Source organism: Vibrio sp. QJM3NY_15, from assembly GCF_057785995.1.
Genome location: NZ_JBYMCW010000003.1, coordinates 1 through 19573 on the forward strand (window position 1 = coordinate 1; position 19573 = coordinate 19573).

Below are 19573 nucleotides of genomic sequence, written 5' to 3' on the forward strand. Positions count from 1 at the left end.
ATGGATAATCAACACACTACTACGACATTTCAAGCGCTTAAAACCGGTGCCGACGCGTACATTCAGCGCCGTAACCAACGTTTATTAGCCAATCACCGCAAAGAACTTCGTAACTTTACCCGAGCAGAAGCATCTGCCTACCTTGGTATTGATGCCAAAACGCTTGATCGGTATGTTACTGCAGCTGAAATCGATCCACGTCGCCATGAAGACTCACAATGGTCGATTGATATTGCAGAAATGTACAAAGTGCGTGACTTACTGCCAGAGAACCTACGTAAAGACGCTAAGTTCATACGCAGCGACCAGCAAAAGACGCAAGTAATGGTGATCCAGAACCAAAAAGGTGGTGTAGGAAAAACGGTTTCTGCCGCAACTATCGCTTCAGGTTTAGCAACCGAATTCCATCAAGAGTACCGCGTTGGCTTAATCGACATGGACGGCCAAGCCACGCTGTCGATGTACTATGCACCCGAAGCGGACCAAGAAGGCAATTTGTCTGTTGGGGATCTGATGATGCAAACATTCGACCTTGATGAAGGCGAAACTGTTGAACAAGTCATCTCTGAAGCCTTTTTGGAGACGACCATTCCTAACCTGCGCATTTTACCTGCAGCACAAAGTGACCGCGCGATGGAAGGTTGGTTTCATGAGCAAGTGTTCAGCCAAACTTTAGCGTCCCCCTACTCTTTGCTTAAAGACATCATTGATAGCGTTAAAGGTGAGTTCGACATCATCATTATCGACACCCCACCCTCTCTGGGCTATGCGACCTTTAACGCGTACTTTGCCGCAACAAATGTGGTGTTTCCGTTGTCGATTACCGAAAATGACATTGACGCGACTTGTTCTTACTTCAGCTATATCCCACAAGTATGGGCATTGTTAGAAAACGCTAACCATGAAGGCTATGACTTCATGAAAATATTACTCACTAACCATCGCGATAGCTCAACCACTACCGAGTTAATGAACAACCTGTACGACCACTTCTCCCCTTACTTGTACTCCAAAGAGTTTAAGCACAGTGAAGCCGTCCGTCAGTCATCTTCCCTACTCTCGACGGTGTTTGACATGTCGAAAAGTGAATACCCGAAAAGCAAAGCAACGTTCCAAAGCGCGCAACAAAATAGCTATGAAGTTACCAGCCAGATCTTGCGCGATATTCTGAACGTTTGGCGTGAACAGGAGAACAAGTAATGGCAAAGAAACGTGGCGGTAGCCCTCTAGGTAATGCACCTGGTTCAGCGCAAGCACAACAATCAGCGGCCAAAGCAAACTTAGATACTCTAACATCGCAACTCAACACAGAATTAGAGAAAAGTGGCCAGAATGCCGCCGAGTATCTACAGAAAAAATTCGGCCTAGAATCGGTAGGTCAAAAGATGGTGTGGCAACTGGCATCTGGTACGACTGCGACTTTTAACGAAGTTACCTTGTCATACGAACAGGTAAAGCAAAACACTGTAGTTACGTTTGATGTTAATGGCCGCGACCAGTCTTTGTTAACCAAAGAGTCCTTAGTAGATTTAGACTCGTTAGAGTTCCAACAGTTTTACCCAGCCGTAGGCCGCGAAATAGATGGCCACATTGATGTTCTTGATGGGTCTCGCCGCCGTGCTTGGTTTTTACTTCAAGAAGGTCGTGTAAAAACATTCCGAATTCTCGTCACCCAAGACGAACTTTCGACAGCTGATGCAAAAGCGCTTGCCAAGCAGTTACAAACAGCTAAAGAACACAATCAACGTGAGATTGGCTTGCAGTGCCAAATACTGATGAAGAGTGGTGAGCTTACTCAAGAAGATACGGCAAAAATATTGAACCTTAGCCGTCAAGCGGTGGGCCGTGCGCTGAAAGCTGCCAGTATTGATAGTAAGCTAATCGCCCTATTCCCTGTTGTTAATGACTTGTCTCACACAGATTACTCTATCCTGGCTAAAGTGATGAAAGCGTTTACTGATGACAAGAAAGCTCTGAGTAGCTTCATCAAAAAAATAGCGAGTAAAGCTGTCAATGCTCAGCCTGAGCAGAGCCAAGAAGATGTCAAAGATGATCTAATTTCTTTCATCAAAACCGAGTTAAAGATCGTCGAAACCAAACAAGAACCAGACAAAGCAGTAGTGACTCCTCTAGCTGAATTCGATAGCAAAGGCATGTTCGCGCGTAAAAAAGTGAAAGGCCGTAACTTCTCATATGAGTTTGGGCGGTTGTCGAAGGAATTACAGGCGGAACTGGATACTGCAATTCAAGAAGTACTAAAGAAGAAATAATAAAACGCCAGCTCTAGTAGCTAGCGTTTTTAATTGGTGGAGCAAACAGCGTAGCATTACTAGCCCAAATTCACTTGAACCAGCTTAGTGTCGCCTAGGTTTGTAGTCACCTGCTGCTCCGCTGGCGCTGTACCTACTACCTGTTCGCTAATCCACTTCACTGCTAATGTCGCTAGGAATGTTCCCATGTATCCTCCCATTAATGGTATGTAATAGACCTCAAGGAGCGAAACGACAGCAAGGGTTACCAGTTGCATCAGGCTGATGCGTAATTCTTACTCGATGATAATACAGCATTCTCGCCATATGAAACTCAATATCATTTAATAGTTGAAACTCGTTTCGCTGTTCATGAAGGACCAAGTTTGTTCAATCTCTAGCAAGCTTTTGGTCGACAGTGTGGCCATGATATCGTAGGAAAATACTGATCGCGCCCTTTGGGTGCGCACATATGATCATGTACGCCAGATGCGGCTATCGGTGTTTTAAGTGACATTACAAAATCTGCGAACTTTGCCTAATAACTTTCTCGGCGTCAGTTCTTGACGCTCTCGCTATAAACGTAACAAGGTCTAGTAAAACTATGACAATTTCTTTTCAGTACCCCTCACCAGCCAATTGGCAAGATTTCGAACGTATGCTTCGCGACCTCTACTTTGAGCTTGATGTTGAGATCTCTGGCAGTTCTGGGCAAGCTCAATATGGTATCGATTTGGTTGACGCCAATAATAACATTGTCATTCAGGCTAAAAAGCGGGCAATCCACAGAGATCCTATAAATATCAAGGAGATCATTGAGTGGGCGGAAAAGGCCGAAGAGTATTACGCAAAGGCTCCGTTCTAACACCTATATATTGTGACGACACAGCTGCGTGACATAAACCTTCAGACAGAACTGAAAACATACTTACAGAAGACCCCCCTACGGTATAATGTCCGCATACTCTTTTGGGATGATCTGGAAGACAAATTAAACCAGATGCCGGAGCTGGTGCGAAAATATTACCTTACCGAGCTATATGACGATGAAACTATCGCGCAGTATAAGCAATTTTCGCTTGACCATTACATCCAGTTCACACTGTTTGGTAAATACATCCTCTCGGACGGCCGACAATGGCCGACTGTTAATAAACTGGTGAATAATCTGAAATGGCTTATTCACCCAAGCTATGACTACCTACAAAACCACGCCTCTTTACTTAAAGATCTGGCTCCTTTAGCCCAATGGGTGCTACTTATGGGGCGCGAGTTCAAGGAATTCGAAAAGCATATTAATGGCGGCTTTAACAAAAATTATATCCTGCCAGTCGAGTGGCGTAGCACCCATCTACATCGATTACGAGATCACGACTTGGTTTCAGTACTGGAAACGGAGCGGGAATATTTGAATTTTATTAGGGCGATTAATAGATTATTGATATACACGGAAAAGCACCCTAACCATAATGATTGGAACCAAAGTGATAAGTTTAAGAGCCTCGGTAAAGCTGCGTATCATGCGACTGAGGAATTTAAAGTTTGTATGGCTGATAATGCAGAGTCTTTAGCGGCCTATGAATCGTTACAAGCAAATCTTAAATCTCGTGGGTTTGACCCCATGCAACTGCTCGCAAACGGTCCGAAAACCAACTGTTACTTTGGCTACTACGGTTACAGTTATACTGGCGACAGCTCAATCGGTGATGTATACATTACTACCTTGCCCCATGTTGATGCGGGATATAACAATTATCTCGTTCTTAAAGATGCGAAGAAAAGAAACTACATAAGTAACTCAAAGACTTATTATACGATGTGGCCTGAACACAGAGCTTCGGAGATGAAGTAGTTTTGAGGCATCTAAAGATATTGTAGAACTGATTGGTGAAGCGTTATGACATCCTATCTCATCTCCCCTTAAGCGCCGCTCTGATCATATGGGAAACGGTGGGGGGTACACGAATTCGCACACCAAAGATGTAAAAGTTTCAAAGGTATAGTATTTGCAGCAACACAGAGTGCAAAGGCGATAAGGCAAGATAAAAATTCGTTAGGTAACATGATAGTAGCTAAGAAATTACAGATCAGGAGTAGGCTGCGATGGACCCGACAACTCGAATCTGGACTATTCCGATTTGCCTAAATGATTCGTCATTCTTGCCAGAAAAGACCAATAACTATTATAGGCTTAACTTGCTCGCATCATTAAAGTAGTTACAAATATTCTGTGTCGGATACTGACCTGAACCAACGATGTATGAACTGTATTCCTCAGTGAACAAGTAAACAACAAACATATCTTCATCTCTGATATTTACCTGTGTTTGAGTAATCTTAGTGTATATGTAGCTATTACTCGGCTTGTTACTAGTAAATAGTGTGCCACCTTTTCCACCATTAACTACTGACAATTTCATTTCCAACATTCGACCATAGCGCTCCATTAAGAGCTTTTCATCACTATCATCAATAGCGAGAGCTATTATCTGTTCAATTATACTTTTAACCTCTTGAGCAGCAAAAATCCAATCAGTTCTCTTTAATGAAAGAGCGAATTTTTTTTTGCTAACAGAAATTTTGTCTGATGAGTTCACATTGATCACTTTTTCTGAGATCAAGGTACCTACAACCAATTCAACAGATTCTTTAATTGAATCACGGTACTGAAAGCTCAATGCACTCTTAGCAATATCTCTCGATGACTTAGCCATGTCTGATGCTCTCTTGGTCGCAACTGCTGAAGCTATAGCACCAACACTCGCAAGTAATGCTCCTATTACAGATAGCCAAGCAATCAGGTTAGATGTGTCTTCCATATTGTTTAAAATACCTTTTACCGCAGTTAGTAGACTAGATGTAAGCTGTGGGTTATGCAGCAAAACACTAAAGCCAATGTAAAATAGCATTAACAATACCAAGCTAACTCGAGCTTTAAAAATTCGTAAAAGCACTGAAAACCTATACTCCAACCATTAAAGAATGATTATTCCACATTTAAGTTATGTTTTGTTAAATTCGACCTTCAAATGCTAGCATACATGTCTGTGAACAAAACTATGTAGAGCGACATCATCTTTAAACCACTCATTGGAGTTTATGGATTATCTTTAGTAAAAAATTCTCTTAGCTTTGTGTCTAACATTGATAATGCACTTCAATTTGTTTCCGAAAACACCTATACGTCGCTATTTTTGAGTAATACGGGCCCCATAAAGTTGTCAATGCTCAGCCTGAGCATTGACAACTTTCCCCACAGTTAGATCAACCTAAAGCGATTAGTTTTCCATTCAAGCGCATCAATCACACCTTCTTGATACATGCCTCCCCAGTTAAAAAAAAAGGGGCAAAGCCAGTACTACCAGTAAGGTGGGATAGGGCAATGCACACCACTACAACCCCAGCTGAAATGGCATATTCGATAGGGTCACCGGTTCGAAATCGACCTCCAAATAGGTGGAATCGCCTATCACTGTAGGGCGAAAAAGGTACCCCAGACACTGTCATCGCATCAGTCAATATATGGCTAACGCCACCCCAAGCAAATGCCATACCGATCCCGTGATAATCCCAAACCAAGGTAAAGGCTAGAGCAGCTAGTAACCAATGCGTAAAAACATGTGGGGGTCCTCGATGTTTTATATGTCGATTACCAACCTTAAGTACATATTCAAACCAATCAGGGGCCGTTGCACCGGCGACACACACAGCAACATGAGGCGGTGATACCACAGCACAAATCGCGCCAGCAATTAAGGTGTGATTAAGCCATTTCATTGTTGTTTGATATCGGAAGTAGGGCGTGGAAGGAAAGCGAGTTTTTGAAGGTAATGGTTCATCTGTTCAGTATACGAGGCTTCACACATCGCGACCAAAGCTAAACGGTGCTCAACAATTTTGGCTTCATGCGCCAAAACATCTCGATGAGAAGAAGCCACTTTTTCGAGCAAAGCGACTTGCTCGGATACGTTAGCCACCCCTTTTTTAACTCTCAGTTGAGCTCTGGCCTCCAACGAAAGATAAAGCCCTATTAAGCGGTAGGCATAATTTCTATCAGCTAAGGATTGAGTAAAGCTTGCGACAGAGGTAGCTGTAGCGGTACGACGTTGATATTCCCATTGACGCTCCCGTGATTGTTCCGTCGTTGAGTAAAGTGGCATCTTGCCGACAATCCCGATGTAATGCTCTGTGATCTCAGGCCAACCTTCTGAGTCATATTCATCAATGTTGGATTTCATACCCGCAACTAGGTTTAGATCGAGTTTAAATTTACTCTTTTCTGGATAGCACTTGAGAACGGTATTAAAAATCGCATCCGGATCCACTTTTGGTGCCGGCGTGAGGGCAGGGGTTGGGACGTTATAGTGGGGAGCTTGGCCTTTTAAAGTAGGAAGCTCGTAGGGCTTAATCTCTGGCGGCAACACCTCAGCCTCTTCCCAAGGCACATTAATCCCCCAATCATTGCCGTAGGCGGCACTGAACGCGCATAAACTAATCCATATAAGGAAAACATTAATCAGCACGCGTCGACCTTCTTCCAGTGCCTAACATCTGCAGACCACCGATTACAGCGCCGGCTTCCCATGCTCCGGCCACAACACACATCGCCACCATGAACCAAATCAAGGCTTTGGTCGTGTCGTAACTTACATCACTCTCTAAGTTAATTCGCTGTGGAGAACGGCGCTCAACGATAGGCCGAAAAGAAGGAGGAAGCCGTCCTTCCTCGCTTGATGCCATTAACCAAACTTTGGAAGACAGTAAACATTTGCGTGCTATTTGTGCTTTCCGGCCAGTCAGCTTATGCGCATCATCGATAAAAAGTAAGGCTTGGGTTTCAAGAAGGTAATCAGCTAAGAGATCCGCCTTAAGCTGCAAGTTGAGCTTCCCCCAGGGCGTATAATCTTCTGATTGAACTTCTTTGTCTTGGTGCCATTTTGCAATGCCTTTCACCTCCACCCAACTTGATAAAGGCATCAGCCCCTCAAGTAAAATAGGTTGCGGCTTTTTCCCCCAGATTTCGTGTCGGCTATCCTTTAAGCGCATGAGCCAGCGGCTTTTACCTGAATCATGCGCTCCAGTAATTAGCTGACACTCCTTCCGGCGCAAGCTGGTTTCTTTACGATCACGACTTGGCGCAAAGCGTCTTGGTGCATCAACAATCAATGGTGTCACATAACGTGTTCCATCTCTTCGCACTCGTTTATGATCGGTTCTGAGTTTCAAAAATCGCATTCTATTCCGTCCTTACTTATCCAGAATAAGTCACCGTATTAGAAACTGAAAAGAACAAATAGCTCGTTTCGAGCTTATTCAAAACTCCATGTAATTGACATGTTTATAAGCAAACCAAAAATAAAGTATTGAGCGAAGAACTGCTGTAAAAACCGCGCACAGAAAAAAATTTTCATGTGAAACATAGGGGTAAACAACAAAGACAAGAGAGACAACAACAACCAAACACCCAGATGCACGAATTATACGGTCATTTAATTCGTTCACATTTATGACAGGCTGGGTGATGCAACATAAAAACGTTAACATCAACCAAAGACCATCTTTCATTTTATTGTTGGTTTTTCAGTCTCATACTTCATCAAGCGCGTATTTATACGACAGATTAATTAGGGCTGGGCATAGTCGCTTGGCTCGCCACAACATTGCAGGTCAAGACGTCACTCTTTCCCCTTTCTAAATAAGTTTGTGTACCACTTTATCAATCTTCTTATCTAGCGAATTCATCACTGAGAGCTTGTTTTTATCTAAATCTATGAACCTAGATTTAGCGTGTCCCCGTCTAGACACTATGACACTGTCACTTACTATTTCTTTTACCAAGTCTTAGAACTTAGCTCCACCCACTTATTTTATATCGCTGGCGAACACCCGCAACGATCAGGGTAGTAAGACCCTAAAATGCAGGTACACAATAAAAAGTTAAACGATCAAATAAGGAATAAATGAATAATCAAGCGATCAAAAGTCTATAGATTCATAAAATGAAACATATCAATTACATAAGGTTTATGATGGATATCAGCGAATTTGAAAATAATATGGTTAGAGTATTAACACCTACTTAACAGTTAACATCAAAGCTCTCTAGAGATTTGGGGTTAACTGTTAAGTCACCGGCTGAACCTCAGTGAAGTTGGTATTATTTAAAACTAGATCCTTAAGGTTCTAGTTTCTTAGATAGGTGTTAAAGGTATCAACATCAACCGAAATCATATAAATAGTTACCGATTTAATATGAACATCTACCGATAAAATATCAATATTTAACGATCAATGATGTAAACATTTACCGAAATAAATAAGTTAAGTATGAACATTTACCGATCTTAAAGATAGAATGATCATGATCTGCATAGTTCGTAGATCAGCTATAAATAAAAACCAATTATATAACCTTAAATAGCGTTAATCGGCTTCCTTAGGCCTCATGGAAGATCTTTATCACATAACTAAACATTTACCGAATACAGTGATTATTTGCCGAAGTTTATAGTTGTTTTATGTGAGCAAGTATAGATATCTACCGAACAGAGTGAGTTAATGAAGACTATCTGTTAAAATAATACTATCGCATTATTAGGTAATGATCATGGCTTCAACATCTAGCTCTAGTTTGACAGTTATTAATGAAGAGGACCGTAAGAACCGGTTCATCTCATCCATTCTATTTTCGAGAGCTACCATCTTTCATCCAGCTTCACGCTTAACATCCACAATGCAATCCAAACTCATCGAGATTGCACAAAGCGGCGGTACCGATCCTAACTATCCGTTAGAAAGCGTTAACATCAATAGCTATGGAAAAAACTTTAGAGTTGACCTGCATGTTGATTACTTACTGCAGCCCCATCGCGATATTTTAGAAACCATGTTGGCGTATGCTCAAACGATTCAACTAGACGACACTTCCTATAATGCCGGCGCACGTTTAACCTGGTCGCAGGTATACCAAACCATCACTGATGGCGATATCTCAGATACTCAACAAGATGGTTTTGATTCATTTATCGATCGTGACGCGACCGTTCTATCAATGAGCATGTATGAATTAGCAACCCGAATGGGCATGGCGACCACTCGCGCGAACTACGATCAAATAGAGCGTCGCATTACTCAATTAGCAACGGCCCACTTGGTGATCAATGAACTTGATGAAGAGCAGAATGTAGTAGGCAAAAAGCCATTAGAGTTTGTTCAAGACTACCGATTTTATTGTGATCGAAGTAAGTTCAAAACAGGTCGTAAAAACAGTAAGAACCTCACTAATCATGTGTTCTTAGTGCCAGATATGCGTTTACTGCAAGCAATACGCGACCATGGTTACTACTATCGATTAGAACAACACAAAATGACCAACTACAGTAAACCGTCGGTTCGTTCATTTTTAAAATACATCACTACGCATAAAGCTGAATTTTTACACAACAAGAAGTTTGAGTGGGCACTTGATAGCTACATTCAATCTATTGCTTCTAAAGTCAGTCATAGCTTCCGTAGTGATCTCAGAAAAGATTTGTTGGCCAATGCCGTACAAATTGAAAAAGATTTCAGCCTTCAATTTCGCGACGTTGGTAATAGCATACAAATATTTTATATAGGGGAGGGTGAATCATGATCACTCAATCTCTTGATAGCTTGATGTCTTCACCTGAAAGTCAGAACTTAAGCTTCAGTTTGAAAGGTTTACTTAAAGGACATGTAGGCATGCTGATTGCCGCGCCTAACGTTGGTAAATCTCATCTGGCTCTTTGCATAGCAATGGAACACGCTTCTTCAATGTCTTTACTCGGGATGAGTGCAGCCGACAAACCCGCAAAAACTTTGGTATTGAGTTCAGAAGACGGAGCCGGCGTGATTCAATCTCGCATGAAAGAAAAGTTGGCTAATTGCACTGCCACTATAAAGTCAGAGCTAAAAAACAATCTCCACTTTCTTACTGATCTTGAACCGATAGTGATTCCACCAGATAGTTCGGTCCAAGAACAGACAGAACATAAACAGTATTTAGAACAACTCAAACAAACCTTCTCTGAATTTGACTTAGTGATCGTCGACACTGTAACGGAATCAATAGGCCGTTGTGAGGAAGTAAAACACGATCGCTTAATCAAAAATGTTTTTCAGAGCCTTGCCAGTGAATCAGGTGCCAGTTTGTTGCTTATTCATCATGTTAATAAAGATGAAATCCGCGGTAACCAAGAAATTACCATGGCCTCAGGTGCCGGTTTAACATCGATAATGCGACTAACAAAGTGCTTGTTTACGCTAAAGAGAAACAAAGAATCGTTGTCGATTAAATATCTTAAGAGCAATTACTTACCTGAAAATGAAAATCAAGAGTTCGCGGTTGAAGTGAGACAAAGCCTCACCATTAATCCACAGGTCTTCAGTTTGAAATCGAAGGCGTCTAAGCCTGCGCGTTCCGCGCAAAGCATCAAGCAGAGCCCTAAAAAAATCACGCTGCCCGGGATGATTCCAGAACAAGAAGAAATTGAAGAGCGTAAAAACCTCAGGGACGTTTTGTAAGCGACCTCTCACACTTTCAAACAGCACCGACATTCGGTGCTGTTTTTTTATCTGACACAGTTCGCACTCTTTGTTACCTGTCCATATTTTTTCGCGCAGCTTGTCCAATTTGGATCGCCTTTAGTTAAGGAGGAAGCATGGCGAACTATGCGTATTTAAGAATCTCATCAGACAGCCAAGATGTGGCAAACCAAAAGCACGGGATCTATGACTACACCAATAAGGTTGGGATTGGCCATTTGGTGTTTGTTGAAGACGTGGTGACAGGCAAGAAAAAATGGCGGCAACGTAAATTAGGTGCGTTAGTGGAGGGCATGGCGAGCGGAGATTGCATCGTATTTGCTGAAGTCAGTCGAATTGCGCGTTCTACTTTACAAGTGCTTGAGGTTCTCGAAGTGTGTATGGAAAAGAAGATCAATGTCTACATCGCCAAACAGAATTTACAGCTAGATGGCTCAATGCAATCTCGCATAACCGCAACTGTACTAGGACTTGCGGCAGAGATAGAGCGTGAGTTTATCTCGATGAGAACTAAGGAAGCGCTTGCCGCTAGAAAGAAAAATGGCATGATTCTCGGAAGGCCGAAGGGCCAAGCTGAGAAGCTGAAGCTCGATGTTAAACGTGAACAAATAGAGAAGTATTTAAAGATGGGTTTGGGTATTCGACCTACGGCGAAATTGATTAATGAAGCGCCGAGCACGCTGCGTGACTATATGAAGCGACGCGGGTTAACCCTTAAATTAGCTTAAGGGTTAAGAGAGTAGTGAAAAGTGCTTGGCTGGCGACATGTGCTTACCAAGAACGGCTGCAATCACAATGTGATTTTGCTTTTGGATGTAATAAATCACATGGTGTTTTAAAGGAAACCGGAAGTAGTTTTGTCCCAGTTCAGAAACTTCTATGCCAAGCAGCTGATTATTCGCCAGTAATTCCATTGATTGCTTGAGCTCTGAAAAGTAAGTCGTCCATTGTGTTTGCCCCCATCGCTCTAATGTATAGCGACGAATCTCAATGAGATCAGATTGCGCTGCAGAAGAAAGCTTGTAGTGCATCATTAATCAAATTTACCTTGGTCAAGTGCGTTCATGAAGTCATTACCGTCGACCAAGTTATCTGATAGAGCATCGGCCTCTGCTTGTTCGAAGCGTGATTTCACCACCATCAATTTGAGTGCTTCAAGTTGTTCATATTCTTCACAAGACATCATCACCGCAACGGGTGAACCGTTCTTATTAATTTGTACAGGTTCACGTTGAACCTTCATCAGTAAGTCACCAAATTTAGTTTTAGCTGTATTAGCAGTAAGTGATTGCATAATATTCTCCTTTTCGTTCATTATAAACGAATCGAATGATTTGACCAATTTGTATGATTCTGTGATTAGAGGTAATCTAATCTAATGTAATGTCCATAAAGGTGTGATTTCTCGTTGATTCGGTATAGTTTTTGGTTGAATTAAAAAGATGTTAATTTACGCGGGGAGCGCACTTAAAAGCGTCACAAACTTACCAGAAAGTATGGAAGCATTGCCTTGATCAAGTGTCCGAAACCTTTGCTATGAGTGTTTGAGGCGCTCTGAGTACTGTTTCTTACAACAAACTCGCGGATTTTACATAACAGGAATAATGAACACCACTTTTGTGAGCCCCCGATAGTAATGTCCGGTTTGACCCATTTAGAAATGTCCTCTTTTATGTCTTATCACCTAAAGAGGATTCACCGGAATGTTGATAACCATGAGCACCAAAGAACTAGAAAAAATCAAAATATTGCAAGACGTGATCGAGCGTCGAATACGTCAGTGTGATGCCGCAAAGCGATTAAACATATCCCCTAGACAAGTGCGGCGACTAGTCAGGAAATTAGAGCAAAGCGGTCCATCATCGATCGTTCATAAGGCCAGAGGTAAACCAAGCAATCGATGCCACTTACCTGAATACCGCCTGACAGTCTTAAATACGATTAGAGAACACTACCCAGACTTCCCTCCCACTTTCGCCAAAGAGAAGCTATTAGAGTGTCATAACCTTCCTGTAGGACTAGAAACGCTGCGTAATTGGATGATTGCGGACTTGATCTGGAAACCAAGATCTCAACGTAAACCAAAGGTTTACCAACCACGGCATCGACGTGACTGTTTGGGAGAGCTTATTCAAATTGACGGTTCACATCATGATTGGTTTGAAGGTCGTCGCCCTAAATGCTGCTTGCTCGTCTTTATCGATGATGCCACAGGTCGCCTGATGAACCTACGATTCAGCGAAACGGAATCCGTCATTGATTATATGGTTACTACACGTGAATACGTCGAAGCTCACGGAAAGCCACAGGCGTTCTACAGTGACCGGCACGCAATATTTCACTCCAGCACCAAAAAAGGAATAGAGGCTAAAAACTCGACTCAATTTGGTCGTTCATTAAAAGAGCTCGGCATCGAGCTCTTTTGCGCCAATAGCTCACAAGCTAAAGGTCGAGTCGAACGAGCCAATTTAACGCTCCAGAATCGCTTGGTGAAGGAAATGAGGTTAAGAAAACTAGACACGATAGCCGACGCCAATCTATGGCTACCCGAGTTCATGGCGGATTTTAATCGCCGCTTTGCAAAAACAGCAAACTACCCGAAAGATATGCACCGCCCATTAAGAGAAGATGTGCATGAACTCTACGATATTTTTTCGTGGCAAGTTGTACGCAAGCTATCAAATGCCTTGACGTTCCAATACAACCAAGTTGTTTACTTGATTGATAATACAGAAGAAAATTCAAAACTAGTAAAAGAAAATATACTCATCTTAGAACATTTAGATGGACTAATAAGCGTACGCTATGGCCATAGCTCATTAAAATTCAAGATATTCGACAAACTAGAAAAGGTGTCACAAGGTCAAGTAGTCGATAACAAGAGACTTGGTCAGGTATTGCTGTTTGCCAAAGATAAGCAAGATGAGTTTGAAGCTAAGAACAAACGTAAGAGGAACTCAAACGCGGTCAGTATTGTTGGTCAGAGACAAGCAATGAATGAGCAGCTAAGAGCATTAAATCCAGTCCTCCTTGAACCAGACCAATTCACCGCCAGCCACTCAAGTTAACTCAATTTATTTTCTCCCCAAAGCGGACATTTCTAATGGGGAGAGAAGAGGACATTTCTATCGGGGATTGACACAAACACAAACCAACCTTTTTGTTAGAACCCCTTAATCATTGTTGCAATGGTTAAGGGGTTTTTTAAATCAATGTTCATTAAGGTGTAACTTTATGGACATTGCTCACAATCATCTCATAACTGTTCAGTTAGTCTTTATAATTTAAAGTGAACATGTACACTTGTGTGTCAAGATCTTTTAGTTCACTTTTAGGCCATTTTATGAAAATTGGTTATGCTCGTGTTAGCACCCAAGACCAAACGCTCGATATTCAACTTGAACAGCTTAAACGTATTGGTTGTGACAAAATTTACCAAGAGCAAGCGAGCGGTAAATCCTCTGATAGAGAACAGCTTAATCTGTTGCTTGATTTTGCAAGGGAGGGAGATGTTATTCATGTTACCAAAGTCGACCGCATTGCTCGAAATACCATTGATGCTTTGCAAATTGCCGATCAGCTAGCGCAAAAGAAAGCGGGTTTGGTGTTTCATGATTTGGGGGATTTAGATATCAATAGCGATGTAGGTAGAGTCATTTATACGACCATATCGGCATTTGCTGAAATGGAAAGAAAACGAATATTACAGCGTTGTAATGAAGGCAGAGAGCGTGCTCGCTCTGAAGGGAGGCATCTTGGCCGATTTCCTAATAAGACGCTTCATACGCGTATTCAAGAGCTTGCAGACCAAGGAATGAACAAGCATGCGATCAGTAAAGAGTTAGAGTGCAGCAGGACTACGGTCTATAAGGTTTTAGGAAAAAATATCTCTCTTTAGAATCGCGAATAAAGCTGTTCGTTAAATGAGTAAAGAGCTGACTCTACATGCAAGTATATAGCAGCCAGCACGAACCTATCCCTTGATGAAATAAATTTTCAGAATTTTAATTTAATTATTGTTGCAATGATTAAGAGGCAGAGAGAATGAAAAGAGCAAGAATGAGCCAGGTTCAAAAAGAGGTCTTAAGATGTTTGGCCAAGGCGTTCATCAAAGGAGTAAAAGAAGGTAAGTCAACCGTCATCAACCTGGCCGTCAATCAAGTGCTTGGGAGAGATATTCACCCGAACAACTTCCGAGTTTCATGTAAAGCTCTTGAAGAGTGTGGACTGGTTATGCGCAAAAAAGTGGAGCTAGATTGGTACATCAATATAACGCCAGAGGGGTTTGATAAGGCACTCACCTGGCTTGATTAAACGATACATAAACGATACTTCTGAAACTCATTTTTGGACAAAAGTTTGTCAACGATTTGCCTAAGTTAGCAATCTATGAATAACTACAGATATAAAAATGCCGCTTAACTCAATGTCCAGTATTATTGGTGCAGATCACCGATCATGAGCAAACAGTCAAAGCTAAACTGTAAAGTGTTTGGGAGTTAAACAGCGATAGTCATATTTGAAACATTATGTAAGGTCACCTAATTTAACGAGTCGTACGTTTCGACGGTGAACTCTTGAACGTCATACGTCACCTTAATTTAGAAAGAGCTAATTTAACTATCTTCATTAAATTTTATTTCGAAAAAATACAAATAAATTCATAATGTTGCCATTCTTCAATATATTATTTATTGACTTATTTTGAAGGCTCTTCTATATGTTATTATCCCTCCCCGTATGCATTGCTGTGCATATAAATTGTTAACAAATTAACTTATGGATTGAATTATGTATACACAACCTAAAGGATTAAGCCTCAAAGAAGCTGGTTTTTTTGATGATTTAGCTTCTGTTATTGGTGAAGAATTTATTTCAACAAAAAGAACAGCTAAATCAGCAATGTTAAAAGAACACCTCCAGTCTTCTGCTTCTTCATTCTCAGACTTTCTAAATCAACCTCATGACCAATATGTACCTGGTTCAAATCCAAGTACAAATACTTCTCTTGATTCAGAAGAAGCAATAAAAGAAGGTCAAGAGGGTGTTGACAGATACCAAGCCACTTCTGAACCTACACAAAAAGAAATCGAAGAAATGGCAGCGGTTTTTCAAGACTACCCGTCTCAAGCAGTATCAACGTTACTCAATGCGGCACGAGTTGAATCAGGATGGGATCCCATTTCTGGTAATAGCGAAGACAGTGCGAAAGGGTTTGCAAAATATACAAGTTTTGTTTCCAACATATCGCTTTTCGAAATTGTAACTGTTGATTCAAAAGAATTACATTATGAAGAAAAAAATTATAAAGATCTTATTGCTAAAGCAGCAAACGCAGTCACTAGTATCTTTACAGGAGATCCAAAAAAAATAACTTCGTCATTCACTGACCTAGCTGTGGCCTGTACAAGTCAATCAAATACTAAAAATACTGCTACAACATTTGCACAAAATGAAATCACCACCGAGAGTATGGGCAGAGATGTATGGTATTCACTTGGCTATACTTGGATGCAAATGGAATACAGTGAAAACAGTGGGAAAAGTGCTCCAGCTAATGAGTTTAAATCAACAACAAAAGTAATTGGAGCCAAGTTTAAATTTTCTTCTTTGTTATTAACTAAAACAATGGCAGAAAAATTAGCCCGTTTACAATATGGGGTTTGTTCTCTGGAAGAGTTTAATAAATCGATAACAACACCAACGGCTCCACAATCAAAAACTTGTCTCCGGTAGTAGGGTAGCCCGAGTAACTATGCATTACTCGGGCACACATCAGGATATGGTAGTACTGTTACCTGTCCAGATACACAAGTGATGTCACGAAGATGAGGTGAATTGGTCACTGTTAATAGGTAATCCGAAGCTAATTTTTTTAGTTCAATTGTGGTGGTAGTGACCATCTGAACTTACAGCAAATGCGTAACCACGAAATTGCGCTAGTAGTAAAATTAAAGCATCCAATTCGGCGTTGTGTTAGGTGTTTTCCCAGTAAAACTAACTTAAAAAAACACCACATTACGGGGATTTACAACTAACAGCACTATAAAAGCCGATAACTTTTGATAAGGCAAACGCCCATTAAAAGAATGTGTATGAGCTTCTGCTCTAAACCATAAAGGGGCAGCAATTGGTTAGATTAAATACTCTAAATTGTGTGCGCTACATGAACCAGATCCTTAAGCGAATCCAAGCCACAGCATGAATTACATCAATTTTCGTCGTCGGCAGATTTTAAGGTGGTTTCATGATAAATTTGGCAGAATTATTACGTCTCTTAACTATCCCCAACCTTTATGAATGACCAACTAACACCCATCAACAAAGACCACTTAAAAAAGCTTATTCGAGCAGAATTGGAACCGACATGGTTAGATAAACAATTACCTAACCCTGATATGTCTTGGGTGACGCCAGCGGTATTTGAAATATTGTTTACGGAGTTGATAACTCATACTCGCGGTAATCAGTCAAAGTCAGCAAGGATTTTAGGTATCAATAGAGGTAGTTTTAGCAAAAAATTAAACCTGATCACAACTCGTAAATTTGGATTGTATGAGAGCCAGTAAGTTCGTATCAAGCTTATTTGTACCCTGCTATTCTGGTCTAATGCTGAGGGTGCAGAACTTAATCAACTGTCGTTGTCTCTCAAGAAGTCTATGGTGGCTTATCTTATTCTCGCTTCAAAATATCAGGCGGTAATATAGTCAGATTGCAAAGTAACTATCGCTGCACTGATTATGAACGGTATTTTTTCTTTGAGTCCTACATTCTCCTATGTATAGCATTGTTGCTATACATTAATTTCTTGGTTTTAATTCACTGGATTAAGTACATTAAGTACATTAAGTCTTTCCACTACTGCTCAATGTTATAGAACGGGTCTTGATTTTTTTGATTGGAGTGGGTGAGAGTTATCTCCATAAATTAAAGAGTAAAACTATGTATAGCATCAGTGTTATACATAGTTTTTACGACCTTTATTAGCCCCAAGTTTGAGCTTTGCCATCGTTATCCCCTCCCCCGCATGTGTGGTCTACGAGATGATAGACATTTGAATTTTTTCTATTCATTTGTATCGTTTATAAAAACTATCAAGGGTATTGAATCAGGTTCAAAGTCCAATTGTTCAGGTGTAATACCAAGTGCATCAGAAATCTTTAATAAGACAGATCGCTTGTTAATCCTCTCTGAACAGTATTGACTGACTCTAGCTTGGGATACGTTTAACTTTTCAGCTAACTCGCACTGAGAAATGCCAAGGTAGTTTAGCCAAGCCTTTAAGGCCGAGTCTTTATCCTTTGAAAGTTCTCTAACTTTTAGGGGAATTTTTAAGTCTTCCTGTCGCTGTTGCATTGGTATAGCTCCAGAGATGAAAGTTATGTATAGCATTGATGCTATACATAACTACTATCTGATCATGTTTAGTTTTACTTGCTTTATAGCGTCCACTATATCCTCGTGACTTTGCTTCTTAAGTAAGTAAACGGCAGCGCGTACCAGTTTTGTATCGTTAATTTCTCTTTCGCTTCCAAGTTCAGTTATAACTAATTCTAGGTTGTTGGTTTTTATATCATTAGCAAGTTCGGTTATTCCAGTGCGTTCGTTGTTGGAAAATCGAATTGGTAGCGGATTGATTTTTGTTGTGGGTTTCGTCGCGAAAATATTACTCTTACTTTCTTGTTTAACCGGCTTCTCTGATTGGCTAATTTTCCGCTCCAGCATTTTCACTTGAGCTCGCTCTGCACCTGTCAGTTTCTTTTTTTGTTTTAACTCTGCGAGTAGCTGGACGTCTTTATTCATTGATGACCTCCTTTGCTAGCTCTTTATAGTAACGTGCAGCTACATGGCCACGGTTAATTACACTTGCTGGCTCATGCTCCATTTCTGCCTCCGTAAATAGGCTGCGATCCCAAATGGTGGTTTTTGCTGTGTTGTTTGGCCACCTTTCCGCTAAATACCCAGTACCGTAATCAAGAGCTTTTTTTGCTGTTTTACTTATCTTAGAAGGAATCACTAAAAACTTTATTTCATTTTCTTCCACGAATTTCACATCTTGGATGTGTTCAAGGAGTGTCTCTACGCCGTCAAGACTGTGCTCTTTATATTCAGTTGGGAATAGATATTCTGTAGCAGCCATTACAGCATTTAGTCCAAGAACAGAGGTTCCTGGGTTGGTGTCTATTAGTATGAAATCATAACAACCTTGAAGCTTTTCTAAATGCAGCTTTAATCGTTCCTCTCGACGTGTAAGAGAAATCATGTCCATATCAAGCTTCGTCATTATATCGCCCCGGCGCCCAGGGATGATATGTAGGTGCTCTTGTGCTTGCCCATTAATGATTGCAGGGTAAATTGATTTTTTAATATCGAATTTTCGATCAAGAAGTGCATCTCCAATGTAATATTCTGAATCTTCACATCCGTAAAATTTTGTACTATCGCCTTGACCGTCGAAATCTAAGATAAGGACACGTTGTCCTTGTTGGCTGAGTTCATAGCCGAGGTTTACGGTTGTTGTTGTTTTTGTTACTCCCCCTTTTCGGCAGCCGATCATTATGATTCTAGTTGAATTGTCTTTGAGTGTTGTCATGTTTAAGCCCTATGTATAGCATTGATGCTATACGTATTATATGTGAGTGTTTTATTTATGTATAGCAAAAGTGCTATACATACTTCAATTAAACCTGAACTTATGTATAGCGCCAATGCTATACATGATTATTGGTGGTGTTTTTTTGTTTTATAATAATGGTTTA

21 protein-coding genes and 1 pseudogene are annotated in these 19573 nt (G+C 40.9%); 12 read left to right on the forward strand and 10 right to left on the reverse strand.

Annotated features, from left to right (window positions below; translation table 11 throughout):
- Both AC3CKG_RS24635 and AC3CKG_RS24640 read left to right on the forward strand, forming a co-directional pair.
- A complete protein-coding gene (locus AC3CKG_RS24635) occupies positions 1 to 1200 on the forward strand; it encodes a ParA family protein (RefSeq protein WP_488530034.1) in 1200 nt (399 codons plus the stop codon).
- Positions 1200 to 2270 (forward strand): ParB family protein, encoded by a 1071-nt coding sequence (locus AC3CKG_RS24640; RefSeq protein ID WP_488530035.1) that lies wholly within the window; start codon positions 1200 to 1202, stop codon positions 2268 to 2270. Before AC3CKG_RS24635 ends, AC3CKG_RS24640 begins: the two co-directional genes overlap by 1 nt.
- 59 nt (positions 2271 to 2329) lie before the next feature.
- On the opposite strand, the gene AC3CKG_RS24645 is transcribed toward AC3CKG_RS24640, so the two are convergent.
- The gene (locus tag AC3CKG_RS24645) at positions 2330 to 2458 is read right to left on the reverse strand and encodes a hypothetical protein (protein WP_488530036.1); all 129 of its coding nucleotides are present in this window, start codon (positions 2456 to 2458) and stop codon (positions 2330 to 2332) included.
- Positions 2459 to 2853: 395 nt separating this feature from the next.
- Between AC3CKG_RS24645 and AC3CKG_RS24650 the strand changes: the two genes are divergently transcribed.
- Together AC3CKG_RS24650 and AC3CKG_RS24655 are read left to right on the forward strand one after the other, a co-directional pair.
- Positions 2854 to 3114: a restriction endonuclease gene (locus tag AC3CKG_RS24650; protein ID WP_488530037.1), complete on the forward strand. Its 261-nt coding sequence runs from the start codon at positions 2854 to 2856 to the stop codon at positions 3112 to 3114.
- A 135-nt stretch (positions 3115 to 3249) separates the two neighbouring features.
- On the forward strand, positions 3250 to 4101 hold the full coding sequence (locus tag AC3CKG_RS24655) for a hypothetical protein (protein ID WP_488530038.1): 852 nt from the start codon (positions 3250 to 3252) through the stop codon (positions 4099 to 4101).
- Positions 4102 to 4432: 331 nt separating this feature from the next.
- Here AC3CKG_RS24655 and AC3CKG_RS24660 read toward each other — a convergent pair whose 3' ends face one another.
- From AC3CKG_RS24660 to AC3CKG_RS24675, 4 genes and pseudogenes are all read right to left on the reverse strand, one after another.
- Positions 4433 to 5158, reverse strand: coding sequence for a S1 domain-containing protein (locus tag AC3CKG_RS24660; protein WP_488530039.1), 726 nt, complete (start codon positions 5156 to 5158; stop codon positions 4433 to 4435).
- Between the two features lie 350 nt (positions 5159 to 5508).
- Positions 5509 to 6026, reverse strand: a pseudogene (locus AC3CKG_RS24665) (metal-dependent hydrolase).
- Positions 6023 to 6694 (reverse strand): hypothetical protein, encoded by a 672-nt coding sequence (locus tag AC3CKG_RS24670; RefSeq protein ID WP_488530077.1) that lies wholly within the window; start codon positions 6692 to 6694, stop codon positions 6023 to 6025. Before AC3CKG_RS24670 ends, AC3CKG_RS24665 begins: the two are co-directional and overlap by 4 nt.
- A gap of 67 nt (positions 6695 to 6761) precedes the next feature.
- A complete protein-coding gene (locus AC3CKG_RS24675) occupies positions 6762 to 7484 on the reverse strand; it encodes a hypothetical protein (protein ID WP_488530040.1) in 723 nt (240 codons plus the stop codon).
- A 1372-nt stretch (positions 7485 to 8856) separates the two neighbouring features.
- On the opposite strand from AC3CKG_RS24675, the gene AC3CKG_RS24680 reads away from it, so the two are divergent.
- The 3 genes from AC3CKG_RS24680 (at position 8857) to AC3CKG_RS24690 (ending at position 11542) form a co-directional block, all read left to right on the forward strand.
- On the forward strand, positions 8857 to 9882 hold the full coding sequence (locus AC3CKG_RS24680; protein ID WP_488530041.1) for a DNA mismatch repair protein: 1026 nt from the start codon (positions 8857 to 8859) through the stop codon (positions 9880 to 9882).
- Entirely contained in the window at positions 9879 to 10793 is a 915-nt protein-coding gene (locus AC3CKG_RS24685; RefSeq protein WP_488530042.1) for an AAA family ATPase, read from the forward strand. The genes AC3CKG_RS24680 and AC3CKG_RS24685 overlap by 4 nt, the downstream gene beginning before the upstream one ends.
- 137 nt (positions 10794 to 10930) lie before the next feature.
- Entirely contained in the window at positions 10931 to 11542 is a 612-nt protein-coding gene (locus tag AC3CKG_RS24690) for a recombinase family protein (RefSeq protein WP_488530043.1), read from the forward strand.
- A 3-nt stretch (positions 11543 to 11545) separates the two neighbouring features.
- Here AC3CKG_RS24690 and AC3CKG_RS24695 read toward each other — a convergent pair whose 3' ends face one another.
- Together AC3CKG_RS24695 and AC3CKG_RS24700 are read right to left on the reverse strand one after the other, a co-directional pair.
- On the reverse strand, positions 11546 to 11848 hold the full coding sequence (locus AC3CKG_RS24695; protein ID WP_050647195.1) for a type II toxin-antitoxin system RelE/ParE family toxin: 303 nt from the start codon (positions 11846 to 11848) through the stop codon (positions 11546 to 11548).
- A complete protein-coding gene (locus tag AC3CKG_RS24700) occupies positions 11848 to 12108 on the reverse strand; it encodes a type II toxin-antitoxin system Phd/YefM family antitoxin (protein ID WP_050647194.1) in 261 nt (86 codons plus the stop codon). The genes AC3CKG_RS24695 and AC3CKG_RS24700 overlap by 1 nt, the downstream gene beginning before the upstream one ends.
- Positions 12109 to 12529: 421 nt before the next feature.
- Here AC3CKG_RS24700 and AC3CKG_RS24705 point away from each other — a divergent pair, with 421 nt between their 5' ends.
- From AC3CKG_RS24705 to AC3CKG_RS24725, 5 genes are all read left to right on the forward strand, one after another.
- Entirely contained in the window at positions 12530 to 13882 is a 1353-nt protein-coding gene (locus AC3CKG_RS24705; protein WP_488530078.1) for an ISNCY family transposase, read from the forward strand.
- A gap of 275 nt (positions 13883 to 14157) precedes the next feature.
- Positions 14158 to 14712 carry a recombinase family protein gene (locus AC3CKG_RS24710; RefSeq protein ID WP_488530044.1) on the forward strand — a complete coding sequence of 185 codons (555 nt, stop codon included), beginning with the start codon at positions 14158 to 14160 and terminating at the stop codon, positions 14710 to 14712.
- Between the two features lie 146 nt (positions 14713 to 14858).
- Positions 14859 to 15128 carry a hypothetical protein gene (locus AC3CKG_RS24715; protein WP_137003057.1) on the forward strand — a complete coding sequence of 90 codons (270 nt, stop codon included), beginning with the start codon at positions 14859 to 14861 and terminating at the stop codon, positions 15126 to 15128.
- 477 nt (positions 15129 to 15605) lie between these two features.
- Positions 15606 to 16550, forward strand: coding sequence for a hypothetical protein (locus AC3CKG_RS24720; protein WP_488530045.1), 945 nt, complete (start codon positions 15606 to 15608; stop codon positions 16548 to 16550).
- Between the two features lie 560 nt (positions 16551 to 17110).
- Positions 17111 to 17383: a helix-turn-helix domain-containing protein gene (locus tag AC3CKG_RS24725; RefSeq protein WP_488530046.1), complete on the forward strand. Its 273-nt coding sequence runs from the start codon at positions 17111 to 17113 to the stop codon at positions 17381 to 17383.
- Positions 17384 to 17879: 496 nt separating this feature from the next.
- Here AC3CKG_RS24725 and AC3CKG_RS24730 read toward each other — a convergent pair whose 3' ends face one another.
- From AC3CKG_RS24730 to AC3CKG_RS24740, 3 genes are read right to left on the reverse strand one after another with little or no spacing between them, the layout of a single operon-like run.
- Complete coding sequence (locus tag AC3CKG_RS24730) at positions 17880 to 18170, reverse strand: helix-turn-helix domain-containing protein (RefSeq protein WP_488530047.1); 291 nt, start codon at positions 18168 to 18170, stop codon at positions 17880 to 17882.
- A 54-nt stretch (positions 18171 to 18224) separates the two neighbouring features.
- Positions 18225 to 18617: a hypothetical protein gene (locus AC3CKG_RS24735; protein WP_016767843.1), complete on the reverse strand. Its 393-nt coding sequence runs from the start codon at positions 18615 to 18617 to the stop codon at positions 18225 to 18227.
- Entirely contained in the window at positions 18610 to 19407 is a 798-nt protein-coding gene (locus tag AC3CKG_RS24740) for a ParA family protein (protein ID WP_488530048.1), read from the reverse strand. Before AC3CKG_RS24740 ends, AC3CKG_RS24735 begins: the two co-directional genes overlap by 8 nt.
- Positions 19408 to 19573: the final 166 nt, after the last annotated feature.